We start from the raw sequence: 25185 nt of genomic DNA on the forward strand, positions 1-25185 counted from the left end.
AGCAAACAGATGACAACAGTGGCTTTTATTGGTTTGGGCAACATGGGTGGGCCGATGGCGGTCAACCTGATCAAGGCCGGGATGACTGTTAGGGTATTCGATCTGGTGCCGGCGGCGATGCAGAGCCTGGCAGAGCAGGGGGCTATAACTGCCCAGAGCGCCTGTGGCGCAGCGGCGGGTGCCGATGTGGTGGTAACCATGTTGCCGGCTGGCAAGCATGTGCGTAGTCTGTACCTCGGTAGCGAGCAGCAGCAAGGGCTGCTGGATGTTGTGGCCGAGGGAACCTTGCTTATCGATTCGTCGACCATAGATGCTGACAGTGCCCGCGCAGTGGCGGCTGGGGCGGCCGCCAAAGGGCTTGAGTTTGTTGATGCGCCGGTTTCCGGCGGCACCGCCGGGGCCGCGGCCGGTACGCTGACCTTTATCTGCGGCGGCAGCGACGCAGGTTTTGCCAAGGCCAAACCCGTTCTCGAGTGCATGGGCGCCAATATTTTCCATGCAGGCAGTGCCGGAGCCGGTCAGGTTGCCAAAATCTGCAACAACATGCTGTTGTCTGTCTTGATGGTAGGTACCAGCGAGGCGCTGAGTCTGGGGATAGATAATGGTTTGGATCCCAAGGTGCTGTCAGATATCATGAAAGTTTCGAGCGGCGGCAACTGGACCTTGGAGAAATACAACCCCTGTCCCGGGGTGATGCCAAGCGTGCCATCGTCCAATGACTATCAGGGCGGGTTTATGGTGGATCTTATGGTTAAGGACCTCGGTCTGTCCCAGGAAGCAGCGCTGTCCAGTCAGTCGAGCACCCCCATGGGCGCACTGGCGCGCAGCCTCTATGTCAATCATGCCCGCAAGGGTAATGGTCGTCGCGATTTTTCCAGTATTTTTGAACAATTCAAGCAAGAGAAATAAGGATAACCCAATGGATGTAAAAGGTAAGGTAGTCGCCATCACAGGTGGAGCCGGTGGACTGGGTCTGGCGATGGCGCAGGAGCTGGCCGCAGCCGGTGCCCGTCTGGCGCTGATCGATGTGGATCAGGACCGTCTGGAGCAAGCCTGTGCTCTGCTGGGTGAGACCGAAGTGCAGGGTTATGCGGTGGACATCACAGATGAAGAAGATGTGATGGCAACCTTTCAGTACATTCTGGAAGATTTTGGTCAGCTTAATGTGCTGGTAAACAACGCGGGTATTTTGCGTGACGGCATGTTGATCAAAGCCAAAGAGGGTCAGGTGACAGACCGTATGTCGCTGGAGCAGTTCCAGTCGGTTATCAATGTAAACCTGAGCGGCAGTTTCCTCTGTGGCCGTGAAGCCGCCGCCGCCATGATAAGCTCTGGTCAGGAAGGGGTGATTATCAATATCTCCAGCCTGGCTCGGGCCGGCAATGTGGGGCAGAGCAACTATGCCGCCTCCAAGGCAGGTGTCGCTGCCATGGCGGTGGGCTGGGCCAAGGAGCTGGCGCGCTACAAGATCCGGGCCGCTGCTGTTGCACCCGGGGTTATTGCCACCGAAATGACCGCCGCCATGAAACCGGAAGCGCTGGAGCGCCTGGAGAAAATGGTACCGGTCGGCCGTCTGGGGGATGCCGCTGAAATCGCCTCGACAGTTAAATTCATCATTGAAAACGACTATGTCAATGGCCGGGTATTTGAAATTGACGGCGGTATCCGCCTGTAATTAAATGCCTTGAGATCAAGGCCAAAATAGATATCATCCCTGTTCTTTACCGGGTTTCAAACAAAGGCAGGGATGATGTTTTCTTCCTCCACCGGGCAGCTTGTTTGTTAATTTTCTTTTGCCATGATGCGCCGCAGCTCTATGTGAACGACGGCGATAAGTTGGTGAATATCTTCTCTGAACTTATGTACTTCTATGAGGATTTGGCCGGTGAGCGGGATGAAACCGGCGAACGCGCCAGGGTCTTGCAAAAGTTATCATTCTGCAATGGTGAGGGGTAGATACTTGTCCGCTTTGTATTACAGACGTTGACAATTCTTGTCTCGGATTGAACAATCCCCCCTAATAAAAGTTAAAAGTACCAGAGGTATCGACACTCACCCATGCATTGGTTGGAGAAACAGATTAAGCGCCTGCTTTTGTTGGTGGGAATTGCGGGTGTCATGGTAATCTATTTCGGATTCTTCTATCTGCTTCTCAGCGGTCGCTCTACTGAACCCATCACCTGGTACTATTTGCTTTCACCTTGGATCTGCATCTTTTTTGGATTATCCAGTTTGCAGCAGTACAGGGTGTTGCAGTGGTTCTGCGCCAAATTTAAATAACAACACAAGACTTAAGTTGTAGTAGTTTCAATCTGCCTGAGGGTGGGTGTTGGGGGGAAACGAAACCATGATTTTCAATCCCGGAAAGCAAATTTTGGCCGTAGCGCTGATGGTGTTCGTGCTGCAGGGTTGCGGTCAACCTGCGCAGGAGCAACAAGCGCCTGCCGACAATGAGCAGAGGATTAGCGCCGCTTATGGCAGCTGGGCCTCGCCTTTGGGGGCCGCCGAAGTCTACGGCAGTGCCTCGGCAATAGGTGAGCTGCAGAGTGTCGGTGATGCGATTTATTTCTCGGAATCCAGCCCGGCCGAAGGCGGCAAGGTGGGGATAAAGCGTCTTGAAAAAGATGGCAGCATTACCAGTGTGGTGGCACCGGCCTTTGGTGTTGGCAGTCGCGTTCACGAGTATGGCGGTGGCGATTTTCTCGGTATAGGTCAGAGCCTGTTTGTCACCAAGGGGCAGGATCAGCTGTTTTACCGGATAGCGCCGAATCAGGAGGCGCTGGCTCTGACTCCCAATGGCACCCGTCACGGGGAATGTATCTCTTACCCCAAGGGCTCACGGATTATTTGTGTTCGGGAAGATCATCGCCAACCGGGTGAGCCCAAGGCCAGTTTGGTGACCATTAACCTGAATTTCTCCGGTGAAGGGGATATCTTTGTCGATGGGCACGACTTTATCAGTTCTCCGGCAATCAATGCCGACAATACTCAGCTTGCCTGGATCACCTGGGAACATCCCAACATGCCTTGGGATAATACTCAGTTGTGGCTTGGGGATCTCAATCGCAAGGGGCAGTTGACTAACATTCGCCAAATCGCACCCGAGCGCAAGGGCGCACTGATGCAACCCCTGTTTAGCCCAAACGGCGTGCTCTACTTTATTGCCGACTATGACAACTGGTGGAACCTCTATCGGCTTGATGGCAAAGGCGATATCGAACAGGTTACCCAACTCAAGGCTGAAATTGGCGGCCCTGCCTGGAAGTTGGGGCAGCACGCTTACGCCTTTGAAAATGAAAATACCCTGATAGCCAGCTTCAACAAGGAAGGGGATGCCGGATTGCTGCGACTGGATCTGCAGACCGGGGTTATTGAAGTGCTGGCTGCTGACTTTGCCGATATCAAACAGGTGGTGCAGGGGGCCGACGGGGTTTATTTCGTTGGCAGTAGGCCAACACCAGAGCGCGGCATCTATAAGGTTTCCGGCCGCGGCACAGAACTTGTGTATGCACCTAAAATTTGTGGTCTGGATCCCAGATACATCTCCCGCGCCGTCAATGTTGAGTTCACCACCAAGGGGGGAGGCAAGGCTCACGGCTATTTTTATCCGCCGGTAAATGGTGATTACCAACCTCTGCCGGATACCCGGCCGCCTCTTTTGATGATGTTGCATGGTGGGCCGACCGCCAGCGCAAATAGGGCATACGACAGCGCCATTCAATACTGGACCAGCCGCGGCTTTGCCGTGTTTGAACTCAATTATCGCGGCAGTACCGGCTTTGGCCGCCAATATCGCCAGAGCCTCTATGGCAACTGGGGCAAGGCAGATGTTGAGGATGCTGTCTGGGCTGCAGGTTTTTTAGTTGACCAAGGCTGGGTCAATGCTGACAAACTGGCGATTCGCGGCGGTAGTGCCGGTGGCTTGAGCGTGCTTTCAGCCTTGGCTTTCCATGATAAGTTCAAGGCCGGGGTGAGCTATTTCGGGATCAGTGATATTGAGGTGCTGGGTAAGGAAACCCATAAGTTTGAGTCAAGATACCTGGATCAACTGATAGGCCCTTACCCGGAAATGAAGGCAGTGTATCGTGAACGCTCGCCCCTGTACCACCTGCAGGGCTTCAACGAACCTTTGCTGCTGTTGCAAGGGCTCGAAGATAAGGTGGTGCCACCGAGTCAGTCGCAGCATATCTACAAGGCGCTGAAAGACAAGGGGGTGCCCACAGCATTTATCGGCATAGAGGGAGAAGGACATGGCTTCCGCCAGCCTCACAACAAGATACTGGCGTTGGAATCAGAGCTGGTGTTCTATGGTATGGTGTTTGATTTCACCCCGGCGGGCACACTACCGGCACTGAAGCTGGACAATGCCGCAGCCTTGGCGCGGCCCGGACAACAAGTTGAGTGATAGCTTCAGGCCTGTTTGGTTTCGCTGGACAGGCCATCTATGATGGCGCATTCAGACTGATTGCCGCCGCGGCACTGGGATACCAGTTCGCTCAGTTGGGCATGCAGCGACGCCAGTCTGGCCATTTTGTCTTCCAACGCCTGCAGGTGCCCTTTGGCCAGACGTTTGACATCCTCGGCGCAGCGCTTGGGATTGTGTTTCAGTTGCAACAGATCCCGGCATTCATCCAAGGTAAAGCCCAGCTCGCGGCAGTGCTGCAAAAACTTGAGCGCCTCGATTTCAGCCGCCCGATACACTCGATACCCATTGTCGCCTCTGTGGGCCTCAACCAAGCCTATGTCATGGTAATAGCGGATACTCTTGATACTCAGACCTGTTGCCTTGGCCACTTCGCCTATTTTCATCGCTGAACTCCTGCCGTGTTGGGACTCTTGTGGGCTATTTTGTCGCGCCGCAAGCGCATTGTTGAGAGTCAGTGCACCTTTTCTGTTATGGATAATTATCCGGGCTTGACTCTCCCGTTACTGGAGACTTTAACCTTTATCTCAGTGTTGAGCCAGCCTCGCTTGCGAGGGGCACTGATGGGAGTTTCCAATGGACCAGATACAATTCACCATAGCGAATATGAAGTGCGGCGGCTGCGCCCGCAAGATAAAGGCCCTGTTCGCCGATGATACCGGCGTAGAAGCCGCTACCGAGGTGGCAGATAAGTCGTTGACGCTGACATTCGCCCCGGGCGCTGAGCTTACCCCCGCCGCGGCGCTGGCGAGGCTGAAAGACGCAGGTTATGACGCCGAGCAGGCCAAGATTGCTGCTCCCGGTGCCGGTGACAGCGCGCAAGAGCCCAGCCCTGAACCCAGCCTTGAAACCCCTGCCAGCTTTAACTTCCATGTTGCCGATATGAACTGCGGCCACTGTGAGAGTAAGCTTCGCAAGGCGCTGGCTGATGAGCTTGAGGTAGAAGTCGACCTTAAAGACAAACAGCTACGGGTGAAAAGTCACAAGAGCGCGGCCGAACTGGCCGAATTGATAACCGGCGCAGGCTTTACCCCGCAAACGCTTGCGCCTGGCAATACAAGTGAGCCGGAAAACTTCCGCTTTTATGTTGGCGATATGACCTGTGGCCATTGTGAGGCCAGTATTCGTAAGGCGCTCAGCGATGAAGCTGAGGTGACGGTCAATCTGAACCAGAAACAGCTTGCACTGAAAAGCCATAAAACCGCCGCCGAGTTGACCGAACTGTTAAAGGCCGCCGGGTTTACCGCCGAGCCTTGGCGCGATGAGCATACCGAGGCTGATACCGAGACTGAAACAGAAGCTCAGGCTGACGCTTCGAAACCGGCAGTGGCCGCAACTACAACTGAAGCTGAAACTGGCAACCATGCCGATAAAGCCGTCAAGCACAAGGCCGCCACGGCTTATCCTGCCAACCCCACACTACTGTTTGTGCCGGATATGAGCTGCGCCAGCTGCGTGGCCAAGATAGAAAAAGCCTTTGCCGCCAAAGAGGTCGAGGCCAGAGTCAACTTGGCCGACAAGCAGGTGAGCGTAGCCGCTGGGCTGCCTGTGGCTGAAGCCGTTGCGCTGCTGCTCTCGGCCGGGTATCGCGCCGAGCCAATAACCGACGCCGCCAGTGCCATGGCCGACAAGGCCGAGCATGATGCCAGGGAATATCGCACCCGGATCAGACAGGCCATTGCCGGTCTTGGGCTGGGGATCCCCTTGATGATCTGGGGCCTGGCCGGTGGTGACATGATGATCCACGATAGCCAAAGCCAACTTATCTGGGGCGCCATGGGGCTGCTGACCTTGTTGTTGCTGGTCACCACAGGGGGGCATTTCTTCAGTGGTATGTGGCGCTCACTCAAGGCCAAGAGTGCCAATATGGATACGTTGATCGCCTTGGGTACGGGCACGGCCTGGCTTTACTCCATGCTGGTGGTGCTTATTCCCGGCTTTTTCCCCGACGGCACCCGTCATGTGTACTTTGAGGCCAGTGTGATGATCCTTGGCTTGATTAACCTTGGGCATGCGCTGGAGCTGAGAGCCCGCGGCAAGACCAGTGAAGCGGTGCAGAAGCTTATTGGCCTGCAGAGCAATACGGCTATCAAGATCACCGAAAACGGCGATGAAACCGTGGCCATAGCGGCGCTGGTGGTGGGTGACAAGCTGAGACTGCGCCCGGGTGACAGAGTGGCGCTCGACGGTGAAGTGCTTTCAGGCAATTCGTTGCTCGATGAGTCCATGCTCACAGGCGAACCCATTCCTGTGGCTAAATCCGTGGGCGACAGTCTGAGCGCCGGCACAGTTAATGGTAACGGCAGCCTTATTTACCAAGTTACTGCCGGGCCTGCCGATACCCGCCTGGCGAAGATTATCGCCCTGGTTCAGGAGGCCCAGACCTCCAAGATGCCCATAGGGCGATTGACAGACAAGATAGCCGCCGTGTTTGTGCCTGTGGTGGTGGTTATTGCGCTGCTGGCGGCCATCATCTGGTATTTTGCCGGTCCTGAGCCCGCGCTGTCCCATGCGCTGGTGGTGCTGACCAGTGTACTGATTATCGCCTGTCCTTGCGCCTTGGGGCTGGCGACGCCTATGTCCATCATGGTATCTGTCGGCCGCGCCGCTTCCATGGGGGTGTTGGTGAAAAACGGTGAGGCGCTGCAAACCGCCAGCAAGGTCAGCTGTGTGGTGCTGGATAAAACCGGCACCATCACAGAAGGTAAGCCCGCCGTCACTCAGGTGGATATTTTCGATGATGCCTTTGATGAGCGCGAGCTGCTGCGTGCCGTGGCGAGCCTTGAGCAACACTCAGGCCACCCCTTGGCGGCGGCGCTGCTGGATGCCGCCAAAGCCAAAGAGGTTGTGCTGAGTGAACCGCAGGGGTTTGACTATCGTCAGGGGCAAGGTCTGCTGGGTCAGTTTGAAGGCCGGCAGTGGGCGGTCGGCAACAGCAAGCTAATGGACGCACTGGGCATTAGGCTGACCGAGGCGCATCAGGCAAGGCTGGAGCAGGGGGCGGCGCTTGGACACACCCAGGTGCTGGTGGCCCGAGATAATCAGCTGCTGGCGCTGGTGGGGATCAGTGATCCAATCAAAGCCGATGCCAAAGAAGCCATGGCCGCGCTCAAGGCCCAGGGCAAGCGCTTGGTATTGCTCAGTGGTGATAACCAGGTCACCGCCGAAGCCGTGGCGCGTCAGGTGGGGATAGAGGAAGTCATCGCCGGGGTGTTACCGGATGAAAAGCAATCCTGGGTCAGTAAGTTTCAAGCGCAGGGTGAAGTGGTGGCCATGGTCGGTGATGGGATCAATGACGCCCCGGCGCTGATGGCCGCCGATGTCGGCATTGCCATGGGCTCGGGCACAGAGATTGCCATAGAGAGCGCCGACCTGACCTTGCTTAACCCAAGGCTGGGCAGCTTGGCCGGGGCATTTGCCCTGTCGCGGGCGACGCTTGGCAACATCAAGCAGAACCTGTTCGGCGCCTTTATCTATAACACTCTGGGGATCCCGATTGCTGCCGGGGTGCTGTACCCGCTGACAGGGATCTTGCTGAGCCCTGTGGTGGCCGGCGCGGCAATGGCGCTGTCTTCCTTGACTGTGGTGACCAACGCCAACCGCTTGCGGCGTCAGTCTTTGGATTAAGCTTTTTCAGCGTTCGAGCCGGGGAAATTGCCCCGGCTTTTTCTTGTTTTATCGCCTTGTTTTTCCTGTTTAAATAAGGGGTTTGCCTTTGCTCAGCAATAATGCCTGCCGAAAAGAGAGCCTGCGGTCACGGCCTTAGCCAGTTAGAGCCTTTAGTCTAAAGAGCCTTTGGTCAATATAAGCTTGGGGCTGGATATCGCGGGCCAAGCGAGTCACAGCAAGGACAACAGGGAATAAGAAAAGAAATGGGAAAGGAGAAAAGGAATGGGGAAGGAGCCGGAAAATGCAATCCAGAAAATTCACCGCGGCAGCTAAGCTGAGTCTGCTAGGCGGCGCCTTACTGCTTAGTGCCGTCTCTGTACCTGCTCAGGCGGGCTGCGGCGTGAAAAGCACTCAGTGCATAGTGATCAAGGGCGACAGCCAAAAGACCCTGGAGTGTGAAATCACGGTTTGTGCCAATGTGCACTCATTTCTCAGTCGCTGGCAGTTGGCCGATGGCACCACGCTGAGCACGGATTACACCGAGGACAGCGAGAGCATCACTATCAATGGTGAGCCGGGATATGCCTTGCCGGCGGATATTTTGCGCCCCGAACTTGGCTGTTACAGCACTTTTGCAACAAACAAGACGGAAACTACCTTGGTGTGTGGCCGCGATCTGGATTTTTAATCTGCTTGCAGAAGATTTTTAAAGTCTTTTATAAACAGCTGGTTGCACTTTTTTATCTCGATGATCGACCGCGAGTTTGGTTGATAATTCACGCAGGAATGTTATAGTGCCCGGCTTTATTTACCCGGCCAATCATAGGCCTTGGGCTCTTGGACGCGGCTTTACATAGCCCGGTCCCGCATCTGGATATTTTGGAATCATACAGTGATAACGACAGCTAACATCACCATGCAGTTTGGCGCCAAGCCGCTGTTTGAAAACATCTCGGTTAAATTCGGCGAAGGCAACAGATACGGCCTTATCGGCGCCAATGGCTGCGGTAAGTCTACTTTTATGAAGATCCTTTCCGGTGAGTTGGAGCCAACCTCGGGTAATGTTTCGCTGGATCCCAACGAGCGTCTGGGTAAGCTGAACCAGGATCAGTTCGCCTATGAAGAGCACAGCGTTATCGACACAGTGATCATGGGCCACAAAGAGCTGTGGGCGGTGAAGCAGGAGCGCGATCGCATCTACTCCTTACCGGAAATGAGCGAAGAAGACGGCATTAAAGTGGCCGATCTTGAGATGCAGTTTGCCGAAATGGACGGTTATACCGCAGAAAGCCGCGCCGGTGAGTTACTGCTCGGGGTGGGTATTCCGCTGGAGCAACATTTTGGCCCTATGAGTGAAGTGGCACCGGGTTGGAAACTCAGGGTGCTGCTGGCACAGGCCTTGTTCTCTGATCCCGATGTATTGCTGCTCGACGAACCGACCAACAACTTGGATATCGATACCATTCGCTGGCTGCAGGAGATGCTTAACCAGCGTAACAGCACCATGATCATCATTTCCCACGACAGATACTTCCTCAACTCTGTCTGTACCCATATGGCGGATCTGGACTATGGTGAGCTGCGGGTCTATCCGGGCAACTATGATGAATACATGACAGCCGCCTCACAGGCCCGCGAGCGCCTGGTGGCTGAAAACGCCAAGAAGAAGGCACAGATTGCCGAGCTGCAAACCTTCGTGGCGCGCTTCTCTGCCAACGCTTCCAAGGCCAAGCAGGCCACATCCCGTGCCCGTCAAATCGACAAGATCAAGCTGGATGAGATCAAGGCCTCCAGCCGGGTTAACCCCTACATTCGTTTCGAGCAGGAGAAGAAACTGTTCCGTAACGCTTTGATTGTTGAGAACATGAGCAATGGTTACGATGAGCTGCTGTTCAAGGATGTGAACTTTATCGCAGAAGTGGGCGAGCGTATCGCTATTCTGGGTGAAAACGGTGTGGGTAAGACCACCTTGCTGCGTACTCTGATCCACGAGTTGCCACAAAAGAGTGGTACCATTCAATGGTCTGAAAACCATCGTATCGGCTACTACGCCCAGGATCATGCCAGCGACTTTGAAAATGATATGAACCTGTTCGACTGGATGGGTCAGTGGCGTCTGGAAGGCGATGACGATCAGGCGGTGCGTTCAGTGCTGGGCCGTATGCTGTTCAGCGCCGACGACATCAAGAAATCTGTCAAGGTACTGTCCGGTGGTGAGCAGGGTCGTATGCTGTTTGGCAAGCTGATGCTGCAAAAGCCCAATATTCTGGTGATGGACGAACCAACCAACCACCTGGATATGGAATCGATTGAGTCGCTGAACAACGCCCTCGAGCTCTATGAAGGCACCTTGCTGTTTGTCAGCCATGACCGCGCCTTCGTGTCATCTCTGGCCAACCGTATCATAGAGATAAGCGCTGATGGCGTGAGCGACTTCAAGGGCACTTATGATGAGTTCCTGGCCAGCAAAGGCATTGAAGCCTAAGTCTTTTATGGCGAGCTTGGTTTAACACCAAGTAAAAAAATCACAATAAACAAGGCCGGTTCATTGAACCGGCCTTGCTGTTTTTTTAAAGGCTTGGATCAGAGGCGCGCTGACTTATTCTTCCGAGGAGTCAAGCTTCTGACTGTGGCCATATTGCTGGTGCAGATCAAAAATCTGCGACCATTGCCTTCCTTAACTAGTAATACCGCAACAATATTGTGTGAACTATATAATCTATTCACTTGAGTTGTCTTTTTTTGCGTTGATTTCCAATAGTTCAATATGAGTCGCTGCCGTTAGCCAAGGTTTAGGTATACAATTGCTGGCTTTCTTGCCTCAAAGGGCGTGTTGTAGGAAATGCTTATATATGTCGGTTGTATTGCCTAAAAAGTTTCGTTATGACATTAACGGACTAAGAGCTTGGGCTGTTGTTGCAGTTATTTTATTTCATTTTAAGGTGCTAGGATTTGCTGGAGGGTTTGTAGGAGTCGATATTTTTTTTGTTATTTCGGGTCTGTTAATGACAAAAATAATAGTGACAGGCTTAGAAAGTAACAGTTTCTCCTATAGCCGTTTTATGTTTGCAAGAGCCAAACGAATTTTTCCCGTATTGGCCGTATTATGTGTAGCATTATTGGTTTTCGGTTGGTTTTGGTTGTCAACGATCGATTATCAAAAATTAGGTACTCATATTGTTGGTGCGGCTTTATTCATTTCTAATCATAAGCTTTACAGTGAGGCTGGTTATTTCGATGCGGCATCTTATGAAAAATGGTTGCTTCATTCTTGGTCGCTGTCAGTTGAGTGGCAGTTTTATTTATTGTTGCCACTGGTATTGATGTTGGCTTGGCGCTGGCGCGGTAAACAAGCTGTATTACTCTCTTTGTTAGCTATTGCGCTGGTTTCCTTTATGTTGTCTGTGTATGCCGTGGAGACTAACCCTAGTGCGGCATTCTATCTTTTACCTTTTAGGGCATGGGAGATGGTAACAGGTGGACTTATTTGGTGGGTGATGAGACATAAGCAACTGGGACAGATGGCCAGTAAAGTCATAGAGTTGCTCGGGTTTACGTTAATTCTAATGGCTATCTTCGGTTTTAATGAGGCAACGCCATGGCCTGGAGGATATGCTTTAGTGCCGGTGCTTGGGGCTGTATTGGTGTTAGCTGCCAACCGTCAAGAGTCTCCTTTGACTGCTAATCCACTTATCGCACGTGTGGGATTGATTTCTTATTCACTTTATTTATGGCACTGGCCTATTGTCGTGTTTCTTGCTTATGCGGGGGAGCAAAATAATCCTACTTGGATTGTTGCTGGTATCTTGCTTACGTTTGCATTCGGAGAACTATCGTATCGATTTATTGAAACTCGCTCTAGTTATTACCTAGGTCAACTTAGCTTTAAAAAGGCTACATGGGTATTATTTTGCGTTTTATTATTGGTTGAGTTATTAGCAGTAACCGCACGACATTTAGAGGTTGAAGGACGGTTACCTAAAAAAGTTGAAAAAGCAAGTCAAGGGTCATTTGATCGTAACCCTAGATTAAATGAATGTCTTCTTGGACCTGGACGAGATATTCCCGAATCTAGCTGTATACATGGCACAGGAAAAGTACAAGCTGTGGTTGTTGGCGATAGCCATGCCAATGCGGTGATATCGAGTGTGGTATTAGCTGCTGAAGACAAAGGAAGTGTTGTGGAGATGACCTATAATGGCTGCTCAACCCTAATTGGAGCCAAGAGTCATATACCTAAATCACAATGTGATCTGTTTAATCAACATGTGCTTGATACCTTATCTACCACCAGTGATATACCTGTAATTTTAATTTCTCGATTAACAGGTAGTGTTTTTGGTTATAACGAACGGCACAAATTCCAAAATAGACCAGTGATCTACTTTGGTGATAATCCTGAACAGACTAGTGACGAGGTATATAAAGACTTTGTGATGAAACAGATCGAAACTGTGTGTCAATTAAGTCAATATCGTCCGGTATACCTGGTTCGTCCGTTGCCTGAAATGGATGTTGATGTACCAACTACTGTTTATCGTAACTTAATGTTTAACAATGGGTTACAAGATGTTTTTATTACTGATCAAGATTATATGCAACGTCATACCCTGATTTGGCAAGCACAGGATAAAGCTGCGGCCGCTTGTGGTGCTAAAGTGCTTAATCCATTGCCTTACCTTTGCGTTAATGGGCGTTGTATGGGAAGTAAGGATGGACTTTCTCTGTATTATGATACTAACCACTTGAGTGAATATGGGAATAAGTTTTTAACACCCATGTTTAAACCTTTATTTCAATAGTAAGACTAATTTTCGCATTGTTCCTAGTATACATGGTAGTGCTCATATGAGCTTGGGGGATTACATCGGATAGATGTAATCCCCTTTTTGATATAATAATGGAACTGTTCGGCATTAGAGGTTTGCAGTATTTTTTAAGCTAATAAGTTAGTGAACTATCGAACTATCCAGATCAATTATCGCTTCATACTGACTAATATAAACTTTGCCTTTGAAGTGTTCAAAGAAGTCCGATTTTTTAATATTATCCATGACCGGGCCTTTAACTTCTGATAAGTGTAGTTGAATATCGGAATCTTTCAGGCGGTCGTGAATTAACGTCAAGCTTTCCAGCGCACTGGCATCGACTGTGTTTACCCCGGATAACATCAATACCAGATGTTGGGTTTTAGGATACTGTTGCAAATATTCCATTATCTGATCTTCCAGATAACGAGCATTGGCAAAATATAAGCTTTCGTCAATCCGCAGGCTGAGTACCGTTTTACTTTGGATTACATTAAAACGAAGAATGTTGCGAAAATGTTGGCTTCCCTCGATTAAACCAACCACTGCAATATGTGGCCGACTGGTGCGCCATAGAAATAGCGCTAGAGATGTAGCCAGTCCCGCTAATACGCCAATCTCAACATTAAATGCCAGTACACCGATAATGGTGAGAAACATGGCGATGGCATCACTCTTGGCACTTTTCCAGGTATGGATAATGGCTTGCACATCAATCAGTGCCGATACAGCAACGATAATAGTTGCCGCTAACACCGCATGTGGCAAATAGGTAAACAGCGGGGTGAAGTAAAGTACGGTAATGCCGATTCCAATTGCGGTAAATGTCCCCGCCATTGGCGTTTCAGCGCCAGCATCATAATTAACGACTGAGCGCGACAGACCACCTGTAACTGGAAATCCCCCATTAATAGCTGATGCGATGTTGGCACCACTTAAGGCAATCAGCTCCTGATTCGGCTCAATTCTCTGGCGACGTTTCGCCGCTAATGTCTGCCCAACTGAAGCTGACTCGACGAAACCGATAACACTCAGCAGAATTGAGGCTGGAAGCAGGTCTCCGATTAGTGCGAGGTCGAGCGAAGGCAGTGAAAAGCTAGGCAAACCGCTTGGGATCTGGCCAACTACGCTGACGCCTTTTTTGTCCAGATCAAATAGGGCTACTAGCACAATACTCAATATCATCACTATCACAGGAGCCAGTTTGATTGCATGACCTGCCAGTTCTGATGAAAGTCCTAGTTTGATTAAATTGGGTTTGAGGCTTTTGCGTGCATAGATAAGGGCAATCAAACTGAATGCCCCAATCATCAGGGTATAGAGATTAGTTTGGGGTAACGCAAGAATCAGATTAGCCACGCGCTGCAGCACATTTTCCCCATGCAGTGGCAAGCCAAAAATATGTTTAAGCTGGCCAATAGAGATAAGAATACCAGAAGCAGTCATAAAGCCAGAAAGCACCGGATGGCTTAAAAATGTGGTCAGAAATCCCAGTCTTAGTACCGACATCAGCAATAGCACGATACCGGAAAGAAATGCCAAGGTTGCAGCGGCGGTGATATAACCCTGGCTACCAGTTTCAAACAGTGGAGCAATGGCCTCTGCGGTCATTAGCGAGATCACCGCTACCGGGCCCACGGCCAGTGTTTTACTGGTGCCAAGCATAGTATAAACAATCAGCGGCAGGATACTGGCGTACAGACCAACAACGGGGGGCAGACCAGCAACCATCGCGTATGCAAGGCTTTGTGGGATAAGCATCAAAGTCACGATAATAGCAGCTAAGCCATCTTTCGTGGCGTCATGACGCGAATAATCAGGCAACCAAGATGATATCGGCAACCATTCTAACCAAGAATTTTTCATGCTTTGGCTATCCTAACCAATGTGTGAATTCGGTTAATCGGGTTGCTTAACCCAACTAAGATCAAAACCCATTTTGGTAGCTTGGGCAATACGTCGATCAAATGAACCCAATTCGGTGCAGCTCATCGACCAGAGTGCGCTGCAACGTGTTCCCGTGCGACAGAAAGCCAAAATAGGTTTAGGGGCGTGCATAAAGAACTGACCAAACTGCTTTCCCTGATCCTGAGTAATATTTCCGGAAATAACCGGCAGGTGAAAATAGGTCATCCCCTGTTCTTTAGCCAGTCGTTCAATTTCTCTATTCAGGGGCTGATCATTTTCTTCCCCATCTGGACGGTTATTGATGATCGACTTAAATCCCATTGATGCCAGACGTGGTATGTCGCTGGGTAAAATTTGTGGTGAAACGGTAATTGATTCCGTTAAATAGATTGGTATTAGCATAATCGCAACTCAGTTTCAGACTTTATTCAATGGTATTTTCAGATAGCGCACACCATTATCTTCTTCCGGTGGTAACTCTCCGGCACGCATATTGACCTGAACCGAAGGCAAAATCAGGGTTGGCATATTCAGTGTGGCATCACGTCCTCTGCGCATCTCAACAAATTGCTGCTCAGAAATATTCTGTTTGACGTGAATATTGTATAGGCGTTCATCACCAATCGTAGTTTCAAACAGGTACTCTTCGCGATTTGGTGCTTTGTAGTCATGACACATAAAGACGCGTGTTTCATCAGGCAGAGCGAACAATTTCTGAATTGAGCGATAGAGGGTTGCTGCATCTCCTCCGGGGAAATCGCAACGGGCGGTGCCGTAATCGGGCATAAATAAAGTGTCGCCAACAAATACGCAGTTACCAATCACATAAGCCATACAGGCAGGAGTGTGGCCCGGAGTATGAATTGCGTGCGCTTCAATATTACCAAGAGTAAAAGTCTCTTGATCGGCAAACAAATGATCAAACTGACTGCCGTCCATCGCGAAATCACTACCGGCATTAAATAGCTTGCCGAACGTATCTTGTATCACAGTGATTTTTTCACCAATACCCAGTTCGCCACCAAGTTTCTGCTTGATATAGGGGGCCGCACTTAGATGATCAGCATGAACATGAGTTTCAAGGATCCACTCGACCTTTAAGCCACTTTTCGTTACAAACTCAATCAGTTTATCTGCTGTTTCGTAAGAAGTCCTGCCTGAAGCGGGGTCGTAGTCTAGTACCGAATCGATAACGGCACATTGCTGGCTGTTTGGATCTACGACTACATAGCTGTAGGTGAATGTTTTCGGATCGAAAAATTCGTAAACGCTGGGGGTCATATTTCCTCCTTGATTCCATAAAAGATGATTAACGTCACGTGGGCCGGATAGCATCCGTTTACATAGCAACTCGCATGGTTTGCGGATTACAGCTTTTTTACTGAAGCACCAGTCAACCTAGTTATAACCTTGAACTTTAAGTACTTCGGCTTCTTGAGTGGTTGCCGGTGGTGGAACAATCACTTCATTGCCTGGGATCCAGCTTTCTGGAGTTGCACATACGTTTGCATCGCTAGTTTGTAGTGCTTCAGCTAGACCTAAAATTTCTGCCACAGAACGGCCATTGCTCATTGGGTAGTAAAGCATTGCGCGGAGTACGGCTTCAGGGTCGATAACAAAAGTGGCACGAACCGCAGAAGTATTACTCGCACCTGGCTGAACCATGCCGTAAGCACCAGCAATTTTATATTTAGGTCAGCAATAATCGGGAAGTTAATTTCAACACCCAAGTTATCTTTAATGCTACGAGCCCATGCGATGTGTGCATGAATACCTTCGATAGACAGCCCCATCGGTTCACAATTAAGAGCTGTAAAATCTGCACTTGCCTGAGTAAACGCCATAAATTCAGTGGTACATACCGGGGTAAAGTCTGCCGGATCAGAGAAAAGAACCAACCATTTACCTTTGGAGTCTTCCAGGCTAAGCGTACCCGGGGTGGTTTTTGCGGTGAAAGGCGGAGCTGCTTCATTTAGACCTGGCATCGCAACTACAGTTGTCTGTTCAGTCATATAGCGTTTCTTACTTGCATCAGGATTTTGTCAATAAGATTTTTCTAATGGATATACTATAATAGCATTCGCTACTAAGTACAAATAGAAATTCTCAATTAGTCCGAGAGGGTATAGCGATTAGGGAAGCAGGAATTCAGATAATAAGTATCGGAGCAAAGTTGCGTTAAACAGCGCGGCTTCAAACCAAGAACTACGGCTCCGGAGTTACCATAGGGAAGCATATGAAGGATAATTTGCAGCCTCAAGCTGACTTGGCTAAAATCACTGTAATTTTATCCAGTAATACTGTTCAGTGACAGTCAAAGGACGCAGTGGATGATCCTCTATATCGCCGAAAAGCCCAGCCTTGGGCGCGCCATCGCCGAGGTGCTCCCTAAACCCCATCGCAAACATGAGGGCTATATCGAGCTTGGCAATGGTGATTGTGTTTCCTGGTGTATAGGTCATCTGCTGGAGCAAGTTGAGCCGGATGCCTACGATCCCGCCTACAAGTCCTGGCAGTTGGAGCATCTGCCTATTGTCCCGTCCGATTGGCAGGTTAAACCCAAAGCCAGCAGTCGCGGGCAACTTAGTGTCTTGCGTAAATTGGTCAAGCAGGCCAGTGAGCTGGTCAATGCCGGCGATCCGGATCGGGAAGGACAGTTGTTGGTAGATGAAGTGATTGCTCACCTTGGGGTCAAGGGCGATAAGCTGGCGGCGGTCAAACGCTTGTTGATAAGCGACCTCAACCCGCAGGCGGTAAAACGCGCCCTGGGACAGATGCGCAGCAACCGCGAGTTTGTGCCATTGTCGACTTCGGCACTGGCACGCAGCCGAGCAGATTGGCTCTACGGCATGAATATGACCCGTGCCTATACCCTGCAGGGGCGCAAGGTGGGCTATCAGGGCGTGCTTTCGGTCGGTCGGGTGCAAACTCCTGTGCTTGGTTTGGTTGTCCGGCGCGATCAGGAAATCGCCGCCTTTGTGCCCAAACCTTTTTATGAAGTGCTGGCCCATCTTAGCACCCAAGAGGGCAGCTGTTTCAGCGCCCGCTGGCAGCCCAGTGAGGCCTGTCAACCTTGGATGGATGAGGAGGGGCGGGTGCTCTCCCGCGGTTTGGCAATGAATGTAGTCGGCAGGATCACCGGCCAACCCGGCCGGGTAGATGAGCTGGAGCGCAAGCAAAGACACCAGGCGCCGCCTTTGCTCTATAGTCTATCGGCGCTGCAGATTGATTGTGCCAAACGCTTCGGCATGAGCGCCAAAGAGGTGCTGGATACGGCGCAGTCTCTGTATGAACGGCATAAATTGATAACCTATCCGCGATCCGATAGCCGCCATTTGCCCAAGGCGCAGTTACAGCTGGCCCCGGTAGTCTTGAATGCTATTACCCAAGGGGCAGCAGAGCTGCTGCAAGGCTGTGAAGCGCCTAATCCCGCCCTTAAGTCCAAGGCCTGGAACGATGCCAAGGTAGATGCCCATCATGCAATAGTGCCTACGGAAAAGACGGCTAACCTCGGTGTGTTGTCACAGCGTGAGCGTCAGGTGTATTTGCAGATTGCCCGTCAGTATTTGGCGCAGTTTTACCCCAATTATGAATACCTTGAAACCCGCGTTGTGATCGACATTGCCGGAGGTTGCTTCGTGGCTAAGGCCAAACAGCCATTAAAACAGGGTTGGAAGCAATTGTTTGGCAAACAAAAAGCCGACGATGAAGCGGAAGATATTCAAACTGTTTTGCCTGAGCTGACTCAGGGGCAGATGCTGGATTGCCTCAAGGGTGAATTAGTGGAGAAGATGACCCAGGCGCCCAAGCATTTTACCGATGCCACACTGCTGGCGGCGATGACAGGCATAAGCCGCTATGTGAAAGACACTGAGATCCGCAAAATTCTCAAGGAAACCGATGGGCTGGGGACAGAAGCAACCCGCGCCGGGATCATTGAACTCTTGTTTAAACGTGGCTTTTTGAAACGTCAGGGCAAGAGTATTTTGGCTACCGAGGCCGGCAGCGGGCTTATTCAAAGCCTGCCCGAAGTGGCCACCACGCCGGATATGACGGCGCTGTGGGAAAGTAGCCTGGATGCGATTTGTCGCCGTGAACTTAAATATCAGGCTTTTATGCAGCCCTTGACGGCTAAATTGGGCGAGCTTATTGAGCAGGCCAAGGCACAACTGCCTACGGCCTTGAGCGGCGTGAAAAGTACAGGCTTCAAAGGACGTAAACGCCGAGGGGGCGCTTATGCCGCTAAGGCCGGTGCCTCCAAGGGCGCAAGCATCAAGAAGGGCACTGGCGTTAAGACTGGCACCGCCAAGCGCAACTATCGCTCAGCGACCAAGAGCAAAACCAAAGCCCAGTCCGCAACTTCCTGAGGACTGGCGATTATGTCAAGCGTCGGTATTGGTTGGACAGGGGATGGTACTCGTATCCCAGCGCCCTGAGCTTATGCTCGAGCAGGGTAGGTGACAGGTCAAGCTCGTAATAAAGTGCATCTTTGTCCGGGCAACTTAGCCTCAGTTTCTCATTGACTATGCCCAACAGTATTTCGGCGGGCAGATGTTGCAGGCTTTCCATATTCCCTCCAAGTGTCAGCTATTGACTGCACCATAATGCAATAGAGTTGGCTTGGGTTGCAAATCTCACCTGAGTGTATTTAAAGTTTTAAAAAAATCAACATCTTAATAAAGTAATTTTATTTTCTGTTCCAGGCGGTTTTATCAATCTTTTTACCGGTTCCTGCTAGATCAAATATTCGCAAACACTTTAACTAAATTCAATATAATTGTTTAAAAATCAATCTGTTAATGTTTGTTATCAAGGTATTTGATTCTGCCCTTGTCGATACGCATGCATTCCTTTTGCTGCAGAAACAGTTCGCTTGTTACAACGATATTTAATTCTTCTCACGGCATTTAACGCTTTCCAATCACGATATTTCACGATTTGTCGATCCAGCGCAGGAAACCAGGGGCTGGAATTGGCTTTTTTACAGCTGGCACGCAAACTGCAGCCCTCGAGTAACACATATAAATATGTCTAATAAATCAGCGTATTAAACGCGTTTTACTTATAAAAGGGTAATGAATATGAACAAGAAGATCCTGGCACTTGTGATCCCGGCTATGCTGGCGAGTGGCGCTTCCCAGGCTGTGGAGCTGTATAAAGATCAGACCAACAGTGTAAACATGATCGGCTGGCTGGGTTTTGCTGCCTTCAATGATGGTCATGAAACCTCTGTTATCGATAATTTCTCTCGCGTAGGTTTCCGTTTTGATCGTCAGGAACGCAATGGCTGGCGCGCCTTTGCCCACACTGAGTGGGGCATCAACATGGTGACCAGTGATGACGGCCTGATCTACACCCAAGGCCAGGGCGGTGGTCAGATGCGTGCCGAGAAGAACAGTGACTTCTTGTTCAACCGCTTGGGTTATGTGGGTATGGCTCACGACAAGTGGGGGACTCTGACTTTCGGTAAGCAGTGGGGGGCATATTATGATGTGGCTTATACCACAGATATCCTGGATGCCTTCACTGGTTGGTCTGTGGGTGCCTACACCTTTGGTGACGGCGGCCTGACTGGTGCCGGTCGCGCCGATGCTGCCTTCCAGTATCGCAACACCTTCTTCGGTAAATTGCATATCGCCCTGCAGTACGCTTCCAAGCAAAATGACGATGTTGCCCTGTTTGACGAAAACGGCGTGGCGCTCAATGATGGCTCTGAGCTGAGCTTTGACTCCAGCTATGGTGCCAGCGTGACTTACTATGTAACCGATAAGTTCAAGGTGTTGGCCGGTTTCAACCGTGGTGACTTTGAAGGCAACCTGGCCGGTGTCGCCGTTGATGATACCAACCAGATCGTCGGTATCGGTGCCCAGTACGGCAGCTTCTACCAGTATGCTCCAGGCCGCGAAGCAGATGGTCTGTACGTTGGCTTCAACGCTCACAAGAGCAAGCAAAACGAACTGGTTGGTGGCAACCTGTACGATTCTACCGGTGGAGAATTCATCGTTGCTTACCAGTATGACAACGGCTTTGTTCCTTCATTCCTGTTGAGCTATCAGGATCTGGATACTGATGCCAACACCGCCATCCAAGGCGACTGGACCCGCCAATTTGCAGTTCTGGGTCTGCACTACCGTTACAGCCGTGACACTGTGATGTATGCCGAAGCCAAGATTGACTTCAGCAGCATGGATGACAAGTCCTGGGAAGATCTGCAGGACAACAACTATGCGGTAGGTATCCGTTACTTCTTCTAAGGGGCTCCCAGTATTTCCCTGCACAGGCCACCTTAGGGTGGCCTTTTTTTCACTTTTGTTGCCTTGATTCGAAAGGAGAACAAGCGAAACTATGACAGTGAGTAAAGGTCTGTGGTTAACGGCATTATTTAGCTTGTTGGCATTGGGAGAGACTGGTGCCGCCGCGGCATCTACTCGTGTGGAAATTGGTTACCTGGGGTTTTCCGGGGATACCCGTAGCGACAATCGCGGCGCTTTCAACCAACCTTTTGTGGCTTTGAGCTATTTTAATCGTGATGAACATAACACCTTTTATCAACTATTGAAGGTGGAGAACCCGGCTAAAGCCGTCGCCGATAAACGGGTTGCATTTAAATCTTTGACCATTTGGCATTATCGCCTTAATGAAGAGCGTACCGCCTTATGGTTACAAAATTTTCTCGGTACTCATAAACATTTGACCGAAGATAATTTCTATTTGGGATTAAAACAGCATTTTGATTACGGCTCGCTGCGTTTTAATCTGGGGCTGGCGGGGCACTATAGCGTAAGCCAGTCCAATCTGACCGACAGGGATTACTCAGGGTTATCCGGCGTGGTGCTCAATGGCAACAGTTATTACGACTTGCCAGTGTTTCCCAAGGGCTGGAAATTAAACCTGGATTATACTGCGGCTTTTGGGCGTGACCGCGAGCATGCGGCGGTATTTGGTTATGACGACGATTATGGGCATCAGTTGTTTGCAGCGATCTCCGGTTCATTAGTCAAAGATCTGAACCTGAAACTGCAGTTGACGCATTACCAAAGTTGGGGCACTGCGCCCAACGATGGTTTGGAATACAGTGTTGCCGTCAATTACGCATTTTGATCTATTAAACCAATAAGGCCGAAAGAGATGACTTTCGGCCTTATTATTTTTGAGTTGTCGATTACACAATTCCCAGTTTTTTCATTTTGCTGCGCAGCGTATTGGGGTTGATATCCAACAGCTCGGCAGCGCCGCCGGGGCCGTAGAGTTTGCCGCCGGTCACTTTAAGGGCGTGCTCTATGTATTTACGGGTCATGGTTTCCAATGGTACCAGTTGATTGCCCGCATGACTGGGGTCGACCACTATGGTCTGGCCGCTGGCAGTGGCCACGGCTTCGGTTTGCGGCGCCAGGAAACTGAAGTCCAGTGGTCCGGCCGGGTTTTGAATGATGGCCCGCTCCAGCACATTGATCAGCTCCCGGACATTACCGGGCCAATTGTACTGGCTGAGAATGGCCAACTGCTCAGGGCGGATGCAGGGGAGTTTGAGCAACTGGAATCGGGCGCTCAGCTGTTCAATGAAATGCTGCACCAATAGCGGAATATCTGTCCTTCGTTGGCGCAGAGAAGGGATATCAATCGGGAATACTGCCAGTCGGTACCAGAGATCCTCGCGAAAATCCCCCTGATGCACCATGGCTTGCAGGTGTCTGTGAGTCGCGGCAATCACCCTGATATCCAAATGCACCTGTTCATGGCCGCCGACCCTGGTGATGGTGCTGTTTTGCAGTACCCTGAGCAATCTCACCTGAGCCGAGAGTGGCAGTTCACCAATCTCATCGAGGAAGATGGTGCCGCCATTGGCTTGTTCAAAGTAACCGGCCTTGCGCGACTCGGCGCCGGTAAAGGCGCCTTTTTCATAGCCGAACAACTCAGAGTCGATCAGGGTTTCAGGAATGGCGCCGCAGTTGACTTTGACAAAGGGTTTGCCGACTCTGGCCGAGAGTTCATGAATGGCGTTGGCGATCACTTCTTTACCGCAACCGGTTTCCCCCAGCATCAATACTGTGGTGTTGAGGTGGGCGATGGATTGCACCTGTTGCATCACCTGCTTTAGCCCTGAATTGGCACCGACCACACCGTTTTGTACATCAAGAGTGCGTTTGAGGCTAACGTTTTGTTTTGCCAGCGCCTGATTTTCCAGCAGCAGATTACGACCTCTGAGATTGAGGGCGGTGATCAGGGCAAAGGTACTCATCTGCGGCGCCAGCATATCTGCGTGGCGGGGACGGAAAGTGCCGACGCTCTTGGAGTAAAAGCCTACTATGCCCAAATGGGTATCTTCCATCGACATACGTAAAATGATCAGTGAGCGGATCCCGGGGATCACCTTAGGGGCAGCCTGGGATGTCACGGGATCATGATCAATGTCGTTAACAATCCTCACCCTGGGCCTATCGGGATCTTCCAGTGTTTTGGCCAGTCCCTCAGGGAGGGATACCTGGATATCGAGGGTACTTGCCTGCGTTTCGCTTGCCTGGGCGATAAATTGTATTTCATTGAATTCTTTTCGATAAATGTTAATGAATAGGCCGTCGAGTGGCACTGAGTCACGTACATAGTCGAAGTAGTGCTTAAGCGAGGTTTCCAACTGCAGGCTACTGCAGAGCCGCCTGGTACACTCGTAATAAAAGTGTTTTTCCATTGATATTTCAAATAAACCGCGAAGTTTCGTGATTGTAGATCTTTATATTTCGTGATTCTGTGGCCGTAATCATAAATCTCCCCCTGAGCACCTCTTTTTGGTTAGTTGGCATGGCCGGTGCAACTGGTTGACTGAAGTTCTTTCCCTGCATGAAAGGAAAATAAGTACATGACAGAAAAACAGAAAATAGACAGTAGTCGTCGTCAGTTGCTCAAAGGCGGCGCCGCTCTGGCAGTGACCGGGGTGGGGATGGCTGTCAGCAATGGTGCCATGGCCCAGTGCCGCGAACAGGCGCCGGAATCCTTTGATGAACTGGTAGACGTATTGGTAGTCGGCAGTGGCTTTGCCGGTATGGCTGCGGCGCTGCAGGCCCGGGAAGCCGGCGTCAGCGTAATGGTTATCGACAAGATGCCTGTTTTTGGCGGCAACTCAACCATTAACGGTGGTGCCATGGCGGTTGCCGGTTCTCCGTTGCAAAAGCAGGCCGGTATTGAAGATTCAGTTGATGCCATGGTCGCCGACATGTTGCGCGCAGGTCGAGGCATGAATGATGTTGAGATGCTCAAGCTGGTATGTAACGGCACGGCGGAATCTTGCCAGTGGCTGATAGATTATGGCGTCAAGTGGAAGCCTTTCGTACAGCATTTCGGTGGTCACAGTGTGCAGCGGGTACTGCAGACAGTTGAAAGCTCCGGCGCCGGTATCATACGTCCGCTGGTCAAGGCTGCCCGCGCCAAAGGCGTGATCATGAAAAATCAAACCAAGCTCGAATCTTTTATCCGAGATGATGAAGGCCGCGTGATCGGGGTCGAGGTTCGTGAAGGTTATTATTTCCCAAGGGAGCGGACAGGTAAGATACGCACCATAGGTGCCCGCAAAGGGGTGATCATGGCGACCGGCGGCTTTGGTCGGGATATCGAATATCGCATGATGCAGCTGCCTGAGCTGAACAATGACCTGGACTCAACCAACCATCCGGGTGCCACATCTGAAGCACTGAAGCAGATGATGCTTCTGGGTGCCAACCCTATCCATCTGGATCAAATCCAATTGGGTCCGTGGGCATCACCCGATGAGAAAGGTTTTGGAACTGCATCCCAGTTCAACACCATTGCCACTTATCCTCACGGCATAGTAGTGGATGTGCGCACCGGTGAGCGTTTCTTTAATGAGTTGGCCGACCGTAAGGCGCGTGCCGATGCCATCATGACCCGCAGAGATGAGCACAACAACCCTGTGTATCCCATTGGCTTTACCAATGCCGAAGGCGCCAAGAATGCCCAAACTTTGGATTGGGGCATCAAGTACAAGGTGATCACCAAGGCCGATACCTTGGATGAGCTGGCCAAGGCTTATGGTATGCCGGCCGACAAGCTCAAGGCGCAGGTGGCCCGTTGGAACGAAGCGGTCAAGAGCGGTGATGACAAAGAGTTTGGTCGACCAATGCAGGAAGCCATAGTGCTGGACAAGGGCCCATGGTACGCAGTGCGTATGTGGCCGAAAGTTCACTACTGCATGGGTGGTGTCAAGGTTAATACCAATTCTGAAGTTCTGCATCTGGTCAGTAACCAGCCGATTGCAGGCTTGTATGCGGCCGGCGAATCCACCGGCGGTATTCACGGTGCCAGCCGTCTAGGTGCTTGCGCCGTGGCTGAAGGTATTGTTACTGGCCGTAACGCCGGCCGTAATTGTGCTGCTGCCAAGCCGGTTGCACTGAAACAAGCGTAACAAATTCAATAATAAGGAGTAAG

Annotated in this window: 21 protein-coding genes and 1 pseudogene; 14 read left to right on the forward strand and 8 right to left on the reverse strand. The window is 50.9% G+C overall.

Features of this window, described 5'->3' with window-relative positions; translation table 11 throughout:
* The first annotated feature begins 9 nt into the window (after positions 1 to 9).
* The 5 genes from mmsB (at position 10) to RC73_RS00435 (ending at position 4405) form a co-directional block, all read left to right on the forward strand.
* Entirely contained in the window at positions 10 to 909 is a 900-nt protein-coding gene (gene mmsB, locus RC73_RS00420) for a 3-hydroxyisobutyrate dehydrogenase (protein WP_039032780.1), read from the forward strand.
* A gap of 10 nt (positions 910 to 919) precedes the next feature.
* The gene (locus RC73_RS00425) at positions 920 to 1675 is read left to right on the forward strand and encodes an SDR family oxidoreductase (protein WP_039032781.1); all 756 of its coding nucleotides are present in this window, start codon (positions 920 to 922) and stop codon (positions 1673 to 1675) included.
* A 104-nt stretch (positions 1676 to 1779) separates the two neighbouring features.
* Positions 1780 to 1956, forward strand: a complete 177-nt coding sequence (locus tag RC73_RS20705; RefSeq protein ID WP_160289552.1) for a hypothetical protein — start codon at positions 1780 to 1782, stop codon at positions 1954 to 1956.
* Between the two features lie 102 nt (positions 1957 to 2058).
* Positions 2059 to 2280, forward strand: coding sequence for a hypothetical protein (locus RC73_RS21040; protein WP_039032782.1), 222 nt, complete (start codon positions 2059 to 2061; stop codon positions 2278 to 2280).
* A gap of 67 nt (positions 2281 to 2347) precedes the next feature.
* Positions 2348 to 4405 carry a S9 family peptidase gene (locus RC73_RS00435; protein ID WP_052247894.1) on the forward strand — a complete coding sequence of 686 codons (2058 nt, stop codon included), beginning with the start codon at positions 2348 to 2350 and terminating at the stop codon, positions 4403 to 4405.
* Positions 4406 to 4410: 5 nt separating this feature from the next.
* On the opposite strand, the gene RC73_RS00440 is transcribed toward RC73_RS00435, so the two are convergent.
* Positions 4411 to 4809, reverse strand: a complete 399-nt coding sequence (locus tag RC73_RS00440) for a MerR family DNA-binding protein (protein ID WP_039032783.1) — start codon at positions 4807 to 4809, stop codon at positions 4411 to 4413.
* Positions 4810 to 4999: 190 nt separating this feature from the next.
* Between RC73_RS00440 and RC73_RS21345 the strand changes: the two are divergent.
* The 5 genes and pseudogenes from RC73_RS21345 to RC73_RS00460 all read left to right on the forward strand — a co-directional run.
* Positions 5000 to 5653: pseudogene (locus tag RC73_RS21345) on the forward strand (heavy-metal-associated domain-containing protein); the annotation flags it as partial.
* A gap of 192 nt (positions 5654 to 5845) precedes the next feature.
* Positions 5846 to 8050 carry a heavy metal translocating P-type ATPase gene (locus tag RC73_RS00445; protein WP_276529997.1) on the forward strand — a complete coding sequence of 735 codons (2205 nt, stop codon included), beginning with the start codon at positions 5846 to 5848 and terminating at the stop codon, positions 8048 to 8050.
* Positions 8051 to 8333: 283 nt separating this feature from the next.
* Positions 8334 to 8720, forward strand: coding sequence for a hypothetical protein (locus tag RC73_RS00450; RefSeq protein WP_052247896.1), 387 nt, complete (start codon positions 8334 to 8336; stop codon positions 8718 to 8720).
* A 204-nt stretch (positions 8721 to 8924) separates the two neighbouring features.
* Positions 8925 to 10517, forward strand: coding sequence for an ABC-F family ATPase (locus RC73_RS00455; RefSeq protein ID WP_025009796.1), 1593 nt, complete (start codon positions 8925 to 8927; stop codon positions 10515 to 10517).
* 367 nt (positions 10518 to 10884) lie between these two features.
* Positions 10885 to 12834: an acyltransferase family protein gene (locus RC73_RS00460; protein ID WP_039032784.1), complete on the forward strand. Its 1950-nt coding sequence runs from the start codon at positions 10885 to 10887 to the stop codon at positions 12832 to 12834.
* 147 nt (positions 12835 to 12981) lie between these two features.
* Here RC73_RS00460 and RC73_RS00465 read toward each other — a convergent pair whose 3' ends face one another.
* The 5 genes from RC73_RS00465 to RC73_RS00480 all read right to left on the reverse strand — a co-directional run bounded on the left by RC73_RS00465 (position 12982) and on the right by RC73_RS00480 (position 16760).
* On the reverse strand, positions 12982 to 14706 hold the full coding sequence (locus tag RC73_RS00465) for a SulP family inorganic anion transporter (RefSeq protein ID WP_039032785.1): 1725 nt from the start codon (positions 14704 to 14706) through the stop codon (positions 12982 to 12984).
* Positions 14707 to 14739: 33 nt separating this feature from the next.
* Entirely contained in the window at positions 14740 to 15150 is a 411-nt protein-coding gene (locus RC73_RS00470) for a TIGR01244 family sulfur transferase (protein ID WP_039032786.1), read from the reverse strand.
* 15 nt (positions 15151 to 15165) lie between these two features.
* Positions 15166 to 16029 carry an MBL fold metallo-hydrolase gene (locus tag RC73_RS00475; RefSeq protein ID WP_039032787.1) on the reverse strand — a complete coding sequence of 288 codons (864 nt, stop codon included), beginning with the start codon at positions 16027 to 16029 and terminating at the stop codon, positions 15166 to 15168.
* A 117-nt stretch (positions 16030 to 16146) separates the two neighbouring features.
* The gene (locus RC73_RS21050; protein ID WP_235369931.1) at positions 16147 to 16320 is read right to left on the reverse strand and encodes a hypothetical protein; all 174 of its coding nucleotides are present in this window, start codon (positions 16318 to 16320) and stop codon (positions 16147 to 16149) included.
* Positions 16317 to 16760, reverse strand: coding sequence for a redoxin domain-containing protein (locus tag RC73_RS00480; protein ID WP_235369932.1), 444 nt, complete (start codon positions 16758 to 16760; stop codon positions 16317 to 16319). Before RC73_RS00480 ends, RC73_RS21050 begins: the two co-directional genes overlap by 4 nt.
* 318 nt (positions 16761 to 17078) lie before the next feature.
* On the opposite strand from RC73_RS00480, the gene RC73_RS00485 reads away from it, so the two are divergent.
* Positions 17079 to 19115 carry a DNA topoisomerase III gene (locus RC73_RS00485; protein WP_039032788.1) on the forward strand — a complete coding sequence of 679 codons (2037 nt, stop codon included), beginning with the start codon at positions 17079 to 17081 and terminating at the stop codon, positions 19113 to 19115.
* Positions 19116 to 19125: 10 nt separating this feature from the next.
* Here RC73_RS00485 and RC73_RS00490 read toward each other — a convergent pair whose 3' ends face one another.
* Complete coding sequence (locus RC73_RS00490; protein ID WP_039032789.1) at positions 19126 to 19317, reverse strand: DUF4250 domain-containing protein; 192 nt, start codon at positions 19315 to 19317, stop codon at positions 19126 to 19128.
* A gap of 512 nt (positions 19318 to 19829) precedes the next feature.
* On the opposite strand from RC73_RS00490, the gene RC73_RS00495 reads away from it, so the two are divergent.
* Both RC73_RS00495 and RC73_RS00500 read left to right on the forward strand, forming a co-directional pair.
* Positions 19830 to 21002, forward strand: a complete 1173-nt coding sequence (locus tag RC73_RS00495; protein ID WP_039032790.1) for a porin — start codon at positions 19830 to 19832, stop codon at positions 21000 to 21002.
* Between the two features lie 91 nt (positions 21003 to 21093).
* On the forward strand, positions 21094 to 21849 hold the full coding sequence (locus RC73_RS00500) for a hypothetical protein (RefSeq protein ID WP_039032791.1): 756 nt from the start codon (positions 21094 to 21096) through the stop codon (positions 21847 to 21849).
* A gap of 61 nt (positions 21850 to 21910) precedes the next feature.
* Here RC73_RS00500 and RC73_RS00505 read toward each other — a convergent pair whose 3' ends face one another.
* Complete coding sequence (locus tag RC73_RS00505) at positions 21911 to 23434, reverse strand: sigma-54-dependent Fis family transcriptional regulator (RefSeq protein ID WP_039032792.1); 1524 nt, start codon at positions 23432 to 23434, stop codon at positions 21911 to 21913.
* A 168-nt stretch (positions 23435 to 23602) separates the two neighbouring features.
* Between RC73_RS00505 and RC73_RS00510 the strand changes: the two genes are divergently transcribed.
* Positions 23603 to 25162 carry a flavocytochrome c gene (locus tag RC73_RS00510; RefSeq protein ID WP_039032793.1) on the forward strand — a complete coding sequence of 520 codons (1560 nt, stop codon included), beginning with the start codon at positions 23603 to 23605 and terminating at the stop codon, positions 25160 to 25162.
* Positions 25163 to 25185 lie beyond the last annotated feature (23 nt).

Origin of the sequence: Shewanella sp. ECSMB14102 (assembly GCF_000813075.1) — a bacterium.
Taxonomy (GTDB): Bacteria; Pseudomonadota; Gammaproteobacteria; order Enterobacterales; family Shewanellaceae; genus Shewanella; species Shewanella indica.

Excerpts from the sequence above, each read along its gene's own strand:
- RC73_RS00475 (WP_039032787.1), bottom strand. The coding sequence starts at position 16,029 with ATGACCCCCAGCGTTTACGAATTTTTCGATCCGAAAACATTCACCTAC.
- RC73_RS21050 (WP_235369931.1), bottom strand. The coding sequence starts at position 16,320 with ATGAGCAATGGCCGTTCTGTGGCAGAAATTTTAGGTCTAGCTGAAGCA.
- RC73_RS00440 (WP_039032783.1), bottom strand. The coding sequence starts at position 4,809 with ATGAAAATAGGCGAAGTGGCCAAGGCAACAGGTCTGAGTATCAAGAGT.
- RC73_RS00470 (WP_039032786.1), bottom strand. The coding sequence starts at position 15,150 with ATGCTAATACCAATCTATTTAACGGAATCAATTACCGTTTCACCACAA.
- RC73_RS00450 (WP_052247896.1), top strand. The coding sequence starts at position 8,334 with ATGCAATCCAGAAAATTCACCGCGGCAGCTAAGCTGAGTCTGCTAGGC.
- RC73_RS00435 (WP_052247894.1), top strand. The coding sequence starts at position 2,348 with ATGATTTTCAATCCCGGAAAGCAAATTTTGGCCGTAGCGCTGATGGTG.
- RC73_RS00465 (WP_039032785.1), bottom strand. The coding sequence starts at position 14,706 with ATGAAAAATTCTTGGTTAGAATGGTTGCCGATATCATCTTGGTTGCCT.
- RC73_RS00425 (WP_039032781.1), top strand. The coding sequence starts at position 920 with ATGGATGTAAAAGGTAAGGTAGTCGCCATCACAGGTGGAGCCGGTGGA.
- RC73_RS00510 (WP_039032793.1), top strand. The coding sequence starts at position 23,603 with ATGACAGAAAAACAGAAAATAGACAGTAGTCGTCGTCAGTTGCTCAAA.
- RC73_RS00500 (WP_039032791.1), top strand. The coding sequence starts at position 21,094 with ATGACAGTGAGTAAAGGTCTGTGGTTAACGGCATTATTTAGCTTGTTG.
- RC73_RS00495 (WP_039032790.1), top strand. The coding sequence starts at position 19,830 with ATGAACAAGAAGATCCTGGCACTTGTGATCCCGGCTATGCTGGCGAGT.
- RC73_RS00490 (WP_039032789.1), bottom strand. The coding sequence starts at position 19,317 with ATGGAAAGCCTGCAACATCTGCCCGCCGAAATACTGTTGGGCATAGTC.
- RC73_RS00505 (WP_039032792.1), bottom strand. The coding sequence starts at position 23,434 with ATGGAAAAACACTTTTATTACGAGTGTACCAGGCGGCTCTGCAGTAGC.
- RC73_RS00460 (WP_039032784.1), top strand. The coding sequence starts at position 10,885 with ATGTCGGTTGTATTGCCTAAAAAGTTTCGTTATGACATTAACGGACTA.
- RC73_RS00480 (WP_235369932.1), bottom strand. The coding sequence starts at position 16,760 with ATGACTGAACAGACAACTGTAGTTGCGATGCCAGGTCTAAATGAAGCA.
- RC73_RS21040 (WP_039032782.1), top strand. The coding sequence starts at position 2,059 with ATGCATTGGTTGGAGAAACAGATTAAGCGCCTGCTTTTGTTGGTGGGA.
- RC73_RS00485 (WP_039032788.1), top strand. The coding sequence starts at position 17,079 with ATGATCCTCTATATCGCCGAAAAGCCCAGCCTTGGGCGCGCCATCGCC.
- mmsB (WP_039032780.1), top strand. The coding sequence starts at position 10 with ATGACAACAGTGGCTTTTATTGGTTTGGGCAACATGGGTGGGCCGATG.